This is a genomic window from Lichenibacterium minor (genome assembly GCF_004137685.1).
GTDB lineage: Bacteria > Pseudomonadota > Alphaproteobacteria > Rhizobiales > Beijerinckiaceae > Lichenihabitans > Lichenihabitans minor.
On sequence record NZ_QYBB01000009.1, the window covers coordinates 75987 to 89665 of the forward strand.

12 protein-coding genes are annotated in these 13679 nt (G+C 72.5%); 5 read left to right on the plus strand and 7 right to left on the minus strand.

What is annotated here, in order from left to right; all coding sequences use genetic code 11:
• Positions 1 to 167: 167 nt before the first annotated feature.
• The 6 genes from D3273_RS10210 to D3273_RS28760 all read right to left on the minus strand — a co-directional run bounded on the left by D3273_RS10210 (position 168) and on the right by D3273_RS28760 (position 8012).
• A complete protein-coding gene (locus D3273_RS10210) occupies positions 168 to 878 on the minus strand; it encodes a Stf0 family sulfotransferase (protein ID WP_129226134.1) in 711 nt (236 codons plus the stop codon).
• Positions 878 to 3775 (minus strand): response regulator, encoded by a 2898-nt coding sequence (locus D3273_RS10215; protein WP_129226137.1) that lies wholly within the window; start codon positions 3773 to 3775, stop codon positions 878 to 880. Before D3273_RS10215 ends, D3273_RS10210 begins: the two co-directional genes overlap by 1 nt.
• Before the next feature lie 143 nt (positions 3776 to 3918).
• Positions 3919 to 5118, minus strand: coding sequence for an efflux RND transporter periplasmic adaptor subunit (locus D3273_RS10220; protein ID WP_129226140.1), 1200 nt, complete (start codon positions 5116 to 5118; stop codon positions 3919 to 3921).
• Between the two features lie 12 nt (positions 5119 to 5130).
• Positions 5131 to 5349 (minus strand): DUF1656 domain-containing protein, encoded by a 219-nt coding sequence (locus tag D3273_RS10225; RefSeq protein WP_129226143.1) that lies wholly within the window; start codon positions 5347 to 5349, stop codon positions 5131 to 5133.
• 5 nt (positions 5350 to 5354) lie between these two features.
• On the minus strand, positions 5355 to 7382 hold the full coding sequence (locus D3273_RS10230) for an FUSC family protein (RefSeq protein WP_129226145.1): 2028 nt from the start codon (positions 7380 to 7382) through the stop codon (positions 5355 to 5357).
• A gap of 156 nt (positions 7383 to 7538) precedes the next feature.
• Positions 7539 to 8012 (minus strand): hypothetical protein, encoded by a 474-nt coding sequence (locus D3273_RS28760; protein WP_207210753.1) that lies wholly within the window; start codon positions 8010 to 8012, stop codon positions 7539 to 7541.
• 413 nt (positions 8013 to 8425) lie between these two features.
• On the opposite strand from D3273_RS28760, the gene D3273_RS28765 reads away from it, so the two are divergent.
• Positions 8426 to 8941, plus strand: coding sequence for a hypothetical protein (locus tag D3273_RS28765; RefSeq protein ID WP_245501096.1), 516 nt, complete (start codon positions 8426 to 8428; stop codon positions 8939 to 8941).
• A 236-nt stretch (positions 8942 to 9177) separates the two neighbouring features.
• Here D3273_RS28765 and D3273_RS10245 read toward each other — a convergent pair whose 3' ends face one another.
• Complete coding sequence (locus D3273_RS10245) at positions 9178 to 9594, minus strand: secondary thiamine-phosphate synthase enzyme YjbQ (RefSeq protein ID WP_129226148.1); 417 nt, start codon at positions 9592 to 9594, stop codon at positions 9178 to 9180.
• Positions 9595 to 9878: 284 nt separating this feature from the next.
• On the opposite strand from D3273_RS10245, the gene D3273_RS10250 reads away from it, so the two are divergent.
• The 4 genes from D3273_RS10250 (at position 9879) to D3273_RS10265 (ending at position 13634) form a co-directional block, all read left to right on the plus strand.
• Positions 9879 to 10388, plus strand: coding sequence for a hypothetical protein (locus D3273_RS10250; RefSeq protein ID WP_129226163.1), 510 nt, complete (start codon positions 9879 to 9881; stop codon positions 10386 to 10388).
• 197 nt (positions 10389 to 10585) lie between these two features.
• Positions 10586 to 12049: a xylulokinase gene (gene xylB / locus D3273_RS10255; protein ID WP_129226165.1), complete on the plus strand. Its 1464-nt coding sequence runs from the start codon at positions 10586 to 10588 to the stop codon at positions 12047 to 12049.
• Positions 12050 to 12266: 217 nt separating this feature from the next.
• A complete protein-coding gene (locus D3273_RS10260) occupies positions 12267 to 12521 on the plus strand; it encodes a hypothetical protein (protein WP_129226167.1) in 255 nt (84 codons plus the stop codon).
• Between the two features lie 105 nt (positions 12522 to 12626).
• Positions 12627 to 13634 (plus strand): ArsR/SmtB family transcription factor, encoded by a 1008-nt coding sequence (locus tag D3273_RS10265; RefSeq protein WP_129226169.1) that lies wholly within the window; start codon positions 12627 to 12629, stop codon positions 13632 to 13634.
• Positions 13635 to 13679: the final 45 nt, after the last annotated feature.

The window sequence follows — 13679 nt, forward strand, 5'->3', positions numbered from 1 at the left end:
CGAAGCAATCTCGCGGAAGCCGTATGACGGCATCTGCCTTCGACCGAAAGGTCAGGCCGCCGACGGGCTCCGTCGGCGGCCTTTTTCATGGACGGCGTCCCGGCCTTCGGCCGGCCCCGACGACTGGGACAGGCGGGACATCCCTCCACCGCCGCGAGCGGGGCGGGTCATCCGCCCGGCGGCGCGTCCATCGCGTCCCGGTCCCCGTATTCCGCGAGGAACCGCGCCCGCCATTCGGCGCTGACGCCGTCGCGCTGCACCGCCACGGCGATGCGCTCGGGGGCGGCGGCGACCGGCCCCTCGACCCCGACGAGGCGCGCCACGGCGTCCACCGTCGCTTCGGGCGCCAGCAGCGCGTCCTCGTAGACGAGGCGGAGCGGCGCGATGCCGTTGCGGGCGAAGAAGAGCTGCCAGCGTGCGTCCTGGGCGACGGTTTCGCGCATCGCGCCCAGGATGGCCGCCCCGTCGTAGCGCGGCTCGGCCGCGGCCGGCATCGTCGAGCGCCACTGCAGCGTCTGGTTCACGCGGGCGCGGGAGATCGCCTGCCCGAGGAGATCGCGCCGCCCGAGGTGGACGAAGCGCAGGTCCGGAAACCACGCGGTCCAGCGCAGGCGCACCGACAGGCCGTCGAGCTGCATCGGGTAGATCTTGAAGCCATAGACCCCGTTCGGCGTGGAGCCGTGCTCCAGCGCGAAGGCGGCCTGCTCGCGGACCGCTTCGGGATAGCCGGCGCCCAGCACGCGCTTCTGGAACTTCGTCGAAAAATATTCCGCCGGCCGGCCGAGCCGCCCGGTGCCGGCCAACAGCTCGGCCAGCCAGGTACTGCCGGAGCGGATGGTCGTGCAGACGGCATAGCCCCGCCGCGCGGCGTCCGGCATCACGGGGCCGCGACCTCGTGCTCGGGCGGCGCGAGCGCCCGCAGTTCGCCCGTCAGCTCCTTCAGGCTCGCGGTCTTGGGCATGATGCGGTCGGCGTCGCGGAGCTGCTCGCGGTCGGCGGCCGAGATGTCGCGGGCGCTGAACACGATGACCGGGATGTCGGCGCAGCCCGGCCGCTCGCGCAGGGCGTGGAGGAAGGCGAAGCCGTCCATCACCGGCATGGTGAGGTCGAGCAGGATGGCGCGCGGCGGCCCGTGCATGACGCGGCGCAGCGCTTCGGCGCCGTCCCCCGCCTCGCCGACCGTGTAGCCGGAGCGCTCCAGCACGGTGCGGAGCCGCTCGCGGACGCCCGCGTCGTCGTCGACCACCAGCACCTCGCCCTCGGCCTCGCGCAGCCGGTCGAGCACGGATTTCAGCCGGTCCCAATCGACGGGCTTGTTGACGAGGTCGACGGCGCCGAGGGTCGCGCTCAGCGTGCGCTCGTCGACGAACGTCACCATCACCACCGGTATGGCGGCGAGCTTCGGGTCAGCCTTCAGCGCCGTGAGCACCGACCAGCCGTCCATCTTCGGCATCATGACGTCGAGCAGGATGGCGCGCGGGAGGTGGGTGCGCGCCATGTCGAGGCCGGAAGCGCCGTCCGCCGCCGTGATGGCGGAGAAGCCCTGGCGTTCCAGGAAGCGCACCATCAGGTCGCGCTGCGCCGCGTCGTCGTCGATCACCAGCACGCCGGCGTGTTCGGCCGGCATCAGCCCGTGCACCGGGGCGGGCGCTTCCTCGCGCGCCGTTTCCGGCATGGTGGCGGGCAGCGTGACGGTGAAGGCCGTGCCCTCGCCGTGGATGCTTTCGACGGCGATGTCGCCGCCGAGCAGGCGGGCGAAGGCCTTGGTGATGGCGAGGCCGAGGCCCGTGCCGCCGAACTTGCGCGTCGTGGTCTCGTCCGCCTGGGTGAAGCGCTGGAACAGGCGGCCGAGCTGCTCCCCCGTCATGCCGATGCCGGTGTCGCGCACCACGAAGGCGATGGTCCCCTCCGGCCCGGCGCCGTCCCGCGTCACCGACAGCGTGATGGTGCCGTTCTCGGTGAATTTGGCGGCGTTGCCGAGGAGGTTGAACAGGCATTGCCGCAGCTTCACGGCGTCGGTCCGCATGGCGCCCAGGTCGTCGGCGAGGTCGAGCGCCAGCGCGTTGCCCTTGGTCCTGGCCAGCCCCTCGACGGTGGACGCGACGTCGCGCATCAGCGCCGCGACCTGCACGGTCTCGGCATAGGTGTCCATGCGGTTCGCCTCGATCTTCGACAGGTCGAGAACGTCGTTGATGAGGCTGAGGAGGTGGCGGGCGTTGGACTCGATCTTGCGCAGGTCGCCCAGCAGCGCCTCCTGCCCGGAGTCCTCGAGCTCCTCCTCCATCATCTCGCTGTAGCCGATCACGGCGGACAGCGGCGTGCGCAGCTCGTGGCTCATGTTGGCCAGGAAGGCGCTCTTGGCGCGGTTGGCGCTTTCGGCGGCCTCCTTGGCGGCGGACAGTTCGAGCTCGGCGAGCTTGCGCTCGGTGACGTCGGTGTGCTGGCCGACCCATTCCCTCACCTCGCCGTCCTCGTCGAGAATGGGGACGCCCGACACCTCCATGTGGCGCCACAGCCCGTCGGCGCGCTTCAAGCGGTGCTCGACCACGTAGCGCGAGCGCGCCGTCACGGCCGTCGTCCAGGCCTCGATCGTGACCGCCCGGTCGTCGGGATGGACGGCGTCGAGCCAGCCTCCGGCGCCGTACTGGTCGGACGTCTGCCCGGTGAACTCGGCCCATTCGGCCTGCGGCGGCGAGAAGGAGCCGTCGGGCCCCGCCGTCCACACGATGGCGGCCGAGGCTTCCGTCAGCGTGCGGAAGCGCTCCTCGCTGTCGCGCAGGCGGGCTTCGGTGCGCTTGCGCACCGTGATGTCGGACACCACCATGCCGGCGCCCTCCACGCGGTTCCCCTTGGCCGACGAGCGGATGGGATAGAAGGTCACCTGGTAGTCGCGCGGCTTGCCGTCCCCGGCGCGCACCTCGATGTTGGGGATGGGCCGGCCGCCTTCGACCACCTGGCGCAGGCGCGCTTCCAGCGGCTCGCGCAGCTGGGGCAGGACGTCCCAGATCGAAGCGCCCACCGTGGCGCTCAGCGCCCGGTCGCTCATGGTGGACAGGGCGCGATTCATGTGGCGCACGTCGAGGTCGGCGTCGAGGAAGCCGAGCCCGACGGGCGCGTGGTCGAGCACGCCTTCGAGCAGCGCGGAGGCGGCCCGCTGGTCCTGCCGGCGCTTCGCCGCCAGCCACGCCATCAGGGCGAAGGCGCCGAGCGCCGCCCCGATCGCCAGCACGACGAAGGGCCACAGGGCAGTGCGGTCGCGCGCCGAGCGGGCCGCCATCGCCGCCATGGCCCGGTGCTCAGTGTCGGATACGAAGGTGCGCAACCGGTCCATCGCGGCCTTGCCGACCCCGGTGCGCAGGGTCGCGATGGCGCTGGACGCGCCGGCCGCCCGGAACTGGCCCACCGTGGCGGCGGCGGCGGTGCGGCGCTCGTCGACGAGCCGCGTCAGCTCCGGCAGGTCGACGTCGAGCCCGGCGAGCGCGGCGAGTTCCGGTTCCAGGCTGCGCCGCGCGTCCTCGTAGGGGATCAGGTAGGGGTCTTCGCCGGTCAGCAGGAAGCCGCGCTGGCTCGTCTCGAGATCCTTGACGGAGGACAGCACGCGTTCGAGCCGGATCACGGTTTCCCGGGCGCGATCGGCGACGCCCGTCGAGCGCGCCGATTCCACCACCGACCAGATCCCGCTCGCCAAAGCCACGAGGAGCAGCGCGGCGGCGATGATCGCCAGCCGGCTGAGACGCCCGTGTCGCGCCGTGTCCAACAGGGGTTCGTCGGTCAATGCGCCCTCGTCCTTCACCCGTCGGGCCCGTCGGTGGACGGCTCCCGGTCCGATCGTCGAAGCCCGCCGGCGGGCTCCGGGCCTGCGCGACCCTGCCCTCCCTTATCACGCCGCGCCGGAATCCGGTTCCCCCCGACGTCCCGTCAGGGTTTCCCGGGCGTTCCCGTCCCGGCGGCGCCCGACCCCGGGCCGCCGAGCGGGCCGCCGGCTTTCGCGATCGGCGCCGTGAAGGTGATGGCGTTCTGCGGGCTCGGCGACGGGGGCGCCGTGACGGACAGGGGGCCGGGCTGGCCGCCGTCCGGCCCGCCCGCGCCGGGCTTCGAGCCGGTGTCGGCGACCGGCGTGGCGCGGGAGCCCGGGGGCACGTCGATCTCCACCGTGGCGGTCATGCCCTGGACGAGCCGCACGGTCGGCGGCACGCTGTCGATGTGGATGCGAACCGGCACGCGCTGGGCCAGCCGCACCCAGGTGAAGATGGGGTTGACGGTGGCGAGCCCGCTGCCGCCCGGCGTGGCGTTGGAGACCACGATGCCGCGCGCCAGCGAATCCACGTGGCCGAGCACGACCTGCTTGTAGCCGAGCAGGTAGATTTTGGCGGGATCGCCTTCGCGGATCGGCGCGATGGTGGTTTCCTCGAAATAGCCGTCGACCCAGAAGCTGTCGGCATCGACGACCGACAGCGCGGTCGCACCCGTGGTGGCGTAGTTGCCCTGCTGCGTCAGCAGGTTCGTCACCCAGCCGTTGACCGGCGAGCGGATCTCGGTGCGGTCCATGTTGATCTTCGCGCGGTCGAGGTTGGCCTTCTGCTGCTCGACGTCGGCCTGGGCCATCCTGGCCGACGACACGTATTGTTCCTTCTGCTCGGGCGTGGTGGCGAGGTCGGTGAGCTGCAGGCGCCGCGCCGCCTGGGACTGCTTGTTGACGTAGTCGGCCTGGGCCTGGTCCAGCGCGGCCTGCGACAGGTCCACGGCGACGCGATAGTCCTGCGGGTCGATCTTCATCAGGACGTCGCCCTTGTGGACGAACTGGTTGTCGTGCACCGGCAGGTCGACGATCTGCCCCGCCACCTCCGGCGCCACGGCGACGACGTAGACCCGCACGGCCCCGTCGCGCGTCCAGGGCGATGCCATGTAGGCGTTCCACAGGAGCCAGCAGGCGTAGGCCGCCACGGCGGCGACGCACAGCGTGACCAGCACGGGCAGGATGCGCCGGCCCCGCCGCCGCGGGGGCCGGTCGTCGCCGTCCCCCGTCGACGCCCGCTCGCCCCCCTGCCGCCCGGCCCGGCCCGGGGGGGCATCGCGCTCGTCCTCGCGCGACGGGGCGCGGGATGTGACCTCGGACATGCGGGTTGCGCCTCAGATGGGGAGCTTCAGCGCGCCCACCGCCAGCACAAGGGCGGTGAGCAGGATGAGGTAGACGGAAAACTCGAACAGCGCCGGGTGCCAGATCCAGCGGAACAGGCCGACCGCCACCGCCACCCGGCGCAGGCACAGGGTGGCGACGAGGGCCAGCAGCATCATGGGCACGATCGGCGCGACGTAAACGCCGAAGATGTCGATCTCGACGAAGCTCACGGGCCTCACCTCCCCTCGAACTCGTGGCGATGCTGCCGCACCACGTCGCGGACGACCTGGATCGCGGTGGGGATGCGCAGGTCCGGCCGCGCGCCGCCTCCGGGCGACCGCTCCGCATCGACCGCGTCGAGCCCGCTCAGCATGCCGTCGACGTCGCCGTCGGCGAGCCGCGCCAGCGCGGCCCGCAGGCGGTCCCCTCCGCGGCCGGCGTCGGCCAGGTTGCGGAGCCGCAGCACCTGCAGGCCGGTCGACAGCGCCGCGACCAGCCGCGAGCCGTGGACGGGGTCGACGTCCTCCGGCATGGCGACCAGCCGGGCGTAGACCCGGCCCTGCCAGGCGTCCGGCGTGGGCGACCAGCGGCCCGAGGCGACGCGGCGGAGGTCGCGCAGGGTCAGGTCGACGAGGCGGTCGGCCCGCATCGCCCTCGGCACCGGCGGGATCAGCGCCAAAGCCAGGGCGCCGGCGAGGCAGCCGCCGACGATGCCGAGCGCCGAATTGTAGAAGCCCACCGTGTCGAAGGTGATCTGGTTCGTGGGTCCCACCAGCGGCACGAAGTTCATGGTGGCGGCGACGAAATAGGGCGCCAGCGCCGGCACGGTGGAAAGCGCCGCGAGCGGCACCAGGAAGCAGGCGAGGATGCCCGCCAGCGCGAAAAAGCTTTCGTGGTTGGGCAGGAGGGCGAAGTTCAGGATGGCTGCCAGCACGGCCGTGAACACCGTGCCGATGCCGAAGCCCAGGGCCGCCTTGCCGGACTTCTCCTGCTGGGGCGCCAGCAGGAGCACCGTCACGGCGAGAAACGTGACGGCGCCGAGCCCGCTCGGCCATTCCGTGAGGATCCAGAACGCGAGGCCTGCGCACACGGCGAGGAAGGTCCGGACGGCGTTGACCAGGGCTGGCAGGTAGTCGGCCACGACGAAGCCGGACGCGCGGGCGGGGGTTCGGGCCGCGGCGGGGTCGCGCAGCAGGGCGAGCCCGTTGGCGGCGGCGGCGAGCCCCAGCGCCAGTCTCGCCGCCGCATCGGCGAGCAGCCGCCGGGACACGTCGCCGTCGGGCTTCAGTTCGGCGAGGGCGCGCGCCGCCGCGACGTCCTGGCTCCGGTCGTCGGCCTCCGGCACGGTGCGGACGGGGCCGGGCTCGACCGGCGACGCGGCGGCGATCCCGCGCCAGGTTTCGGGCAGGCGCTCGGCGACGGGCCGGGCGCGCCGGCCCGCCTCCTCCCGCGGCAGGTGGACGAGGTGGCTTTCGGCGATGCGCCACCCCGACAGGGCGGCGAACAGGCCCGCCGTGGCATCCCGCAGGATCCGGGCGCGGTGGCGCAGCTCCGCATCCTCGCCGATCGCCTGGTCGATGAGGGGATCGAGCCCGGCCACGCGCGCGATCAGCGCCCGGCGGACCCGCGGGCCTTCGTCGACGTGGCGGGCGGGGTCCCACAGCAGGTCCCGGAAGTGGGACAGGATTTCGCGGCCGATCGCGTCCACGGACGCTGCGAGCTTCCCCCGCGACTGCCCGAGGTCCGACAGGCCCGTGACCGCCATGGCGCAGCCGATGCCGATGATGATCTCGGTGGCGCGGGTGACGGCGAGGTGGAAGGCCTGGCTCGGCTCGGAGATGGAGTCCCCGGCGATGATGGCCATCGTGTAGCCCGATAGCGCGAAGGCATAGGCTGAAAAGTTGCGCGTCAGCGTGTTGCCGAAGGAGCAGGCGGCGGTCCACAGCGCCATGGCGACGAGGAAGCCGATGCGGTTCTGCGGGAAGATGCCCGTCAGCACCACCGTGGCGGAAGCGCCCACCACGGTGCCGACCATGCGGAAGAAGCCCTTCCGCAGCGAGGCCCCGAGGACGGGCTGGCACACGATGCCGGCCGAGGTGCCGGCCCAGGACGGGTTGTCGAGTTCGAGCGCGAAGGCGATGAACAGGGCCAGCGAGACCGCCAGCGCCAGCCTGACGCCGTAGAGCACCTTCGGCACCGCGGCTTCGATCCAGGCCGGCCAGCCGGCGTCGCCGTGATCCGCCGGGGTCGCGGGACTGGACATGCGTGCGGGACCACGGAAGGACGAGACCTGGAGTCTCCAAACGGCCCAGGCCCGGGATTGTTGCGCTGCCGGACGCCCTTCTCCCGACCCTTTCGCAAAGGCGATCGCCGGGAGGCGCGGCGGGCCTCTGACCCGCCGCTCCGATCATGCCAGGCTTCAGGCGGCCTGGTAGTAGCCGTAGCCGGTGTAGCCGCCGTAGCCCGAATACCCGGTGTAACCCGAATAACCGGTGTAGCCCGAGCCATAGCCGGTGTAGCCGTAGCCCGAATAACCGGTGTAGCCCGAGCCGTAGCCGGTGTAGCCGTAGCCCGAATAGCCCGAGCCGTAGCCGGTGTAACCGTAGCCCGAGTAGCCGGTGTAGCCGTAATCGGAATATCCGGTGTAGCCGTAACCCGAATACCCGGTGTAGCCGGCGCCGTAGCTGGCATAACCGTAGCCGGTGTAGCCGTAGCTCGAATATCCGGTATAGCCGTAGTCGGAATATCCGTAACCGGCGTAACCGGTCCCGTAGCTCGAGTAGCCGTAACCCGTGTAGCCGTAGCTGGTGGAACCGTAGCTCCCGTAGCCGTAGCTCGAGTACCCGTATCCGGTGTAGCCGTAGCTAGAACCGTAGGAATAGTAACCAGCCATCGTCTTTCTCCTGTACGCGATATGGACCGGGACACGCCCGACCCATGCTTCATGCCCTTTCACAAAGGCAAGACGTTGGACGGAGCGTCATCGGCGGCACGATCTCCGGGACGCCCCTTTTGTGGGTGGTCCCGGGATGCGGCTCGCCGACGACTTCCGCTCGATCCATCGCCGAAGTGAGCCGACAACGTGCCGACCGCCCTTCGGGTCCATCCCACCGCGCCCACGCCGTGCCGCACCCATCCGCGCACCGGCGGGAACGAGATGCTTGCTCCGGCCCTGCCGTACCAAGATGAACGACGGATGAATGGCGCTCGTTGTTGCTGCGTTGCTCCGTCACGCGATGGAACCGGCACGGTCTATGGTGAATTTCCACACCGAGGGCGCGACAAAAACACGTCGAGGACGATCCGATGTTCGGAAAGATCATGTCGTACGGCGGCACCTTGAAGAAGGTGGCCGTCGCGGGTGTCGCCGCGCTGTCGGTCGGCGCCGTATTGGTGGCGACCGCGGAACCCGCGCAGGCGCGTGGGTTCGGCGGCGGTGGGTTCGGAGGCGGCGGCGTGTTCCGCCATGGCGGTTTCGGCGGCGGGTTCGGGCGCGGCGGCTTCGGCGGGTTCCGGGGCGGCTATGGCAGGTTCGGTGGCTTCCGGGGGGGATACGGCGGCTTCGGGCGCGGACGGTTCGGCTACGGCGGATTCGGCTTCCCGGCCTTCGGGATCGGCTACGGGCTGGGATACGGCCTCCGCGGCTACGGGTACCCCTACGGAGGTTATGGTTACCGCCGCTTCGGCTACGGCTACCGGCCGTTCTATCGGCGCGCCTTCTTCCGCCCCTACGGCTACGGCATCCGCCGTTTCGGTTACGGCTACGGCGTCCGCCGCTTCGGCTACGGCTACGGTATCCGCCGCTTCGGCTACGGCTACTGACAGCGTCGCGGTCGAGCCCGTCGGGCTCGGCCGCTGCGCGGGACTTCCGCACCGCCCCGCGGTGCGGCGGTCCCGGTTCCGCCGCGGCGCGACATCGATCCCCATGCCGATCATGGCCCGCCTCCCCGCCGCGCCGACCGCCTCGGCGACGGACACGACGCTAGGGCGACGCCGCTGGACGGGGGCTGAACGCCGCGTTTGTCGCCCGTTCATGCGGCGTAGCGTCCCGGCGGCGGTCATTCGCCGACGAGGTGCAGCACGATTTCGCGGCGATGCGGCCGCGAACGGTGTTCGAACAGGTAGATCGCCTGCCAGGTGCCCAGCAGCATGCGCCCGCCCTCGACCGGGACGGCGAGGCTCGGCTGGGTCAGCGCCGCGCGCAGGTGGGCCGGCATGTCGTCCGGGCCCTCCAGGTCGTGCTCGTAATGCGTGCCCTCCGGGGCGATGCGCTCGAAGAAGCGCTCCATGTCGGACCGCACGGTCGGGTCGGCGTTCTCCTGGATCACCAGCGACGCCGAGGTGTGGCGGCAGAACACCGTCAGCAGCCCGGCCGCGATGCCCTGCCCGGCGACGAAGCGCTCGGCTTCGCGCGTGATGTCGAAGAGCCCCTTCCGGTCGGTGGAGCGGGTGAAACGGTGCAGGGCCTGTCGCATGGTGGTTTCGCGCTCGCACGGGACGGTGCCTCGGCAAGCCGCGGGGGCGGGCCGCGGTTCCCGCCCGCGGCCCGCCCAAACGTGATCCCGCCGCCACAGGGGCGAGCGGGTTTGCCTGCATCGCCCGATTGTGGCAGGCCGGCCCTTGCGCCGCCTTCGCGCCGCTGCGAAAGGACTCCATCAGCGTTCGGCGGCCATCACGGGGCGCGAGGCGGGCATCGCCCGCCCCGCGGCCAGGGGCGGGGTCACGCCCGGGGCGCCGGTTCGGTTCAAGGTGGAACAGCATGCGGGGCCTCGTGGGACGGGCACAGAACGGGCGAGGTCCGGCGCTGCGCTGGGGCATGGCCCTGGCGCTTTCGGCGGCCGTGGCGCTGGCTGCCGCGCCGGCGCGGGCCGAGGACGGCGGCTTGTTCGGCTTTCTTTCGGCGGCGCTCGGCGGCGGATCGGCGGCGCCGGCCCCCTCCGCCCCCCCGCCGACGGCCAGCGAGGGCGAACAGGTTCGGCCCTTGACGGTGCGGCGCGCCCCCAAGAAGGCCGTGCATGCCGGCGCGGGCCGTGCGCGTCTCGCCCGCGTGCCCACCAAGACCGGCCCGGTGTCGATCTACGAGGATCCGACGCTGCGCAGCGGCGACGCCGTGATGACCAAGGACGGCATGAAGGTGTTCGCCGGCGGCCGGTTTTCGCCCGAGCATCCCTACGAGGACGCGAACTTCGTCGCGGTGTCGGCCGCCAAGACCGTCGCGCCCAACCTGAAGAAGACCGTCATCGAGCTGAACAAGCTTCCCCACGGCTGACAACACAGGTCAGACATCTCGACCGCTGGCGAGCGCGGATGCGCGCCGCCGCTCTTGGCGCGCAAGGCGACGGAACTGCGTCGGCGGCTCCGTCACCTGACACGGGAGCCCGTTTGACGGGATGGCGGATCCCGTCCCTTCCGCGCGGGCCGACTTTCGGGCAGATTGTCGCCGCGCGGAGTTAAGCGGGGAGAACCATGTTCGTCGGCATCGACATCGGCACGACAGCGGTCAAATCCGTCCTGATGGGCGAGGACGGCGCGCTACACGCTTCGGCGTCCTTTCCGGTCCCCGTGTCGCGGCCCCGCGCCGGCTGGTCCGAGCAGGACCCGGAGCACTGGTGGACGGCCGTCTGCGACACCCTAGACGCGCTCGCCGCCGCCGAGCCGAGGCTGATGGCCGCGGTGTCGGGCATCGGCCTGTCGGGCCACATGCACGGCGCGACCGTGCTGGGCGAGGGCGACGCCGTGCTGCGCCCCGCCATCCTGTGGAACGACGGCCGCGCCGCGGCGGAATGCGCCGCCATCGAGGCGGCCTGCCCGGACGCACGCTCCCTCACGGGCAACATCGCCATGCCGGGCTTCACGGCGCCGAAGCTCGCCTGGATGCGGCGGCACGAGCCCGACCTCTTCGCGCGGATCCGCAAGGTCCTGCTGCCGAAGGACTACGTGCGCCTGCGGCTCACCGGCGACTACGCGTCCGACATGTCGGACGCGGCCGGCACCTACTGGCTCGACGTCGGCGCGCGCCGCTGGTCCGACGCGCTTCTCGCCGCGACGGGGCTCGACCGCTCGCAGATGCCGGAGCTGTTCGAGGGCACGGAGCCCACCGGCCGGCTGCGCGAACCCCTGCGCGCGCGCTTCGGCATGGACCGCGCGCCCGTCGTGGCGGGGGGCGCCGGCGACAACGCCGCTTCCGCCTGCGGCATCGGCGCCGTGACGCCGGGCGCGGCCTTCCTGTCGCTCGGCACGTCGGGCGTGCTGTTCGTGTCCAACGCCCGCTTCTCGCCCAACACCGAGGGGGCGGTGCACGCCTTCTGCCATGCCCTGCCCGATACCTGGCACCAGATGGGCGTGATCCTGTCGGCGACCGACAGCCTCAACTGGTTCGCCCGCCTCGTCGGCGCCCCCGCCCCCGAACTGACGGCGGCGCTGGGCCCGACGGTGGCACGGCCCTCGCCGGCCTTCTTCATGCCCTACCTGTCGGGGGAGCGGACCCCGCACAACGACGCCGGCGCGCGCGGCGGCTTCCTGGGGCTCGACCAGACGACCTCGCGCCAGGACCTCACGCAGGCGGTGCTGGAAGGCGTCGCCTTCGCGTTCCGGGACTGCCTGCGCGTGCTGAACGACGCCGGCACGGACGTCGCCCGCGCCTTCGCGGTGGGAGGCGGCGCCAATTCGCCCGTGTGGCTGTCGATCATGGCGAGCGTGCTCGACCGGCCGCTCGACGTGTCGGCGGCGGCCGACGTCGGCGCGGCCTACGGCGCCGCCCGCCTAAGCCAGGCCGCCGCGACCGGCGCGCGCGATCCGGCGGCCCTGATGCCGCCGCCGCGCGTCGAGCGCACCGTCGAGCCCGACCCCGCGCTGGCCAGCGCCTATGCGGAGCGCTACGGCCGCTACCGCGCGCTCCACGCGTCCTCGGCCCACGCGGCCGATCCCTGACGCCGCGTTCGGCGACCGACCGACCCGGCCCGGGGGAACACCCCGAAGGGCGTGCGGCTTCGCCCGAAACGCCCCGCCCGGCGGGCGCAGCCGAGGTGGCATCCGTGGTTCGGGGCTTCCCTTCCCCGACGCGAGGCCGTCCCATGGGACGGCGTTTTTTCGCCTGCGCGGCGCCGATGCGCCATGCCATGATGGGCGCATGCCGGGGGAGGATCCCATGTCGCCGTCCAGGTTGGCTTCCGCTTCGCTCCTGATCCTGGCCTTCGCCCTGCCCGCCGCCGCCCTGGCCGCCGCCGGCGGCCCGGCCGGCCCCGCGTCTCCGGGCCTCGCCGGCACGCCCGGCCCGCGCGCGGTGAAGCCCGGCTCCACCCTGCCGGCCTCCGGGATGCGGGCGCTGCCGAAGCCTACCGCCGCCGAGCGGGCGGAGAAGCGCAAGCTCGACCACGACCTCAAGATCTGCATCGGCTGCTGAACCGCGCCGCCAATCCGGGAGCCGCGGCGAAGCGGCGCCGCTTTGCCGATTGCGCAACCTCGCACAATGGCATAAACATATCTTTATATGTTTAGGCAGTCCGTCATGACCGAGGCCGTGTTCCCCTTCCCGTCCGCCCTGGCCGCCCTCGAAGCGGCGGGCGAGAGCACGCGGCTGCGCCTCCTGGCGCTGCTGTCCGAAGCGGAGCTCACCGTCAGCGAGCTCGTCACCATCCTGGGGCAGTCGCAGCCGCGCGTGTCGCGCCACCTGAAGCTGCTCGTCGAGGCCGGCCTCGTGGAGCGGCACCGCGAAGGCGCCTGGGCGTTCTTCACCGCGGCGGACCGCGGCGCCGGCGCCGCGCTGGTGCGCGACGTGCTGCGCCGCATGGACCCCGAGGACGCGACGCTGCGGGCCGACCACGCCCGCCTGGCCGAAGCCCGCCGCAGCCGCACCGCCGCGGCGGAAACCTATTTCGCCGCTCAGGCGCCGAACTGGGACCGGGTGCGGGCGCTGCACGTGTCCGAGGAGCGCGTCGAGGCGGCGGTGCTGGAAGCCGTGGGCGAGGCGCCCGTGCGGGCGCTGCTCGACCTGGGCACCGGCACGGGCCGCATGCTGGAGATCCTGGCGCCCCGCGCCGTCCGCGCCGTCGGCATCGACGGCAGCCATGCCATGCTCAACGTGGCGCGGCTCCGCGTCGAGCGGGGCGCCCTGCGCAACGTCCAGCTTCGCCAAGGCGACATCTACGCCCTGCCGGTGGAGCGCGACGGCTACGACCTCGTCGTCGTCCACCAGGTGCTGCACTACCTCGACGAGCCCGCCCGCGCGTTGCGCGAAGCGGCCCGCGTGCTGCGCCCCGGCGGGCGGCTGCTCGTCGTCGACTTCGCCCCCCACGCCGATGAAACCCTGCGAACCGCCCACGCGCACCGCCGGCTCGGCTTCGCCCGCGCCGAGATCGAGGGCTTCCTGCGCGACGCCGGGCTCGACGCCGGGCCGGGACGCGACCTGGCGCCGCTCGCCGGGGAAGCCGACAAGCTGACGGTGTCGCTGTGGATGGGGCGCGACCGCCGCAGCCTCGCCGCCGACGCCCCCGCGCTGAGGCAGGCCGTCGCGTGACGGCGCACCGCCCATCGACCAGGACGCCCCGATGACCGCGCCCGG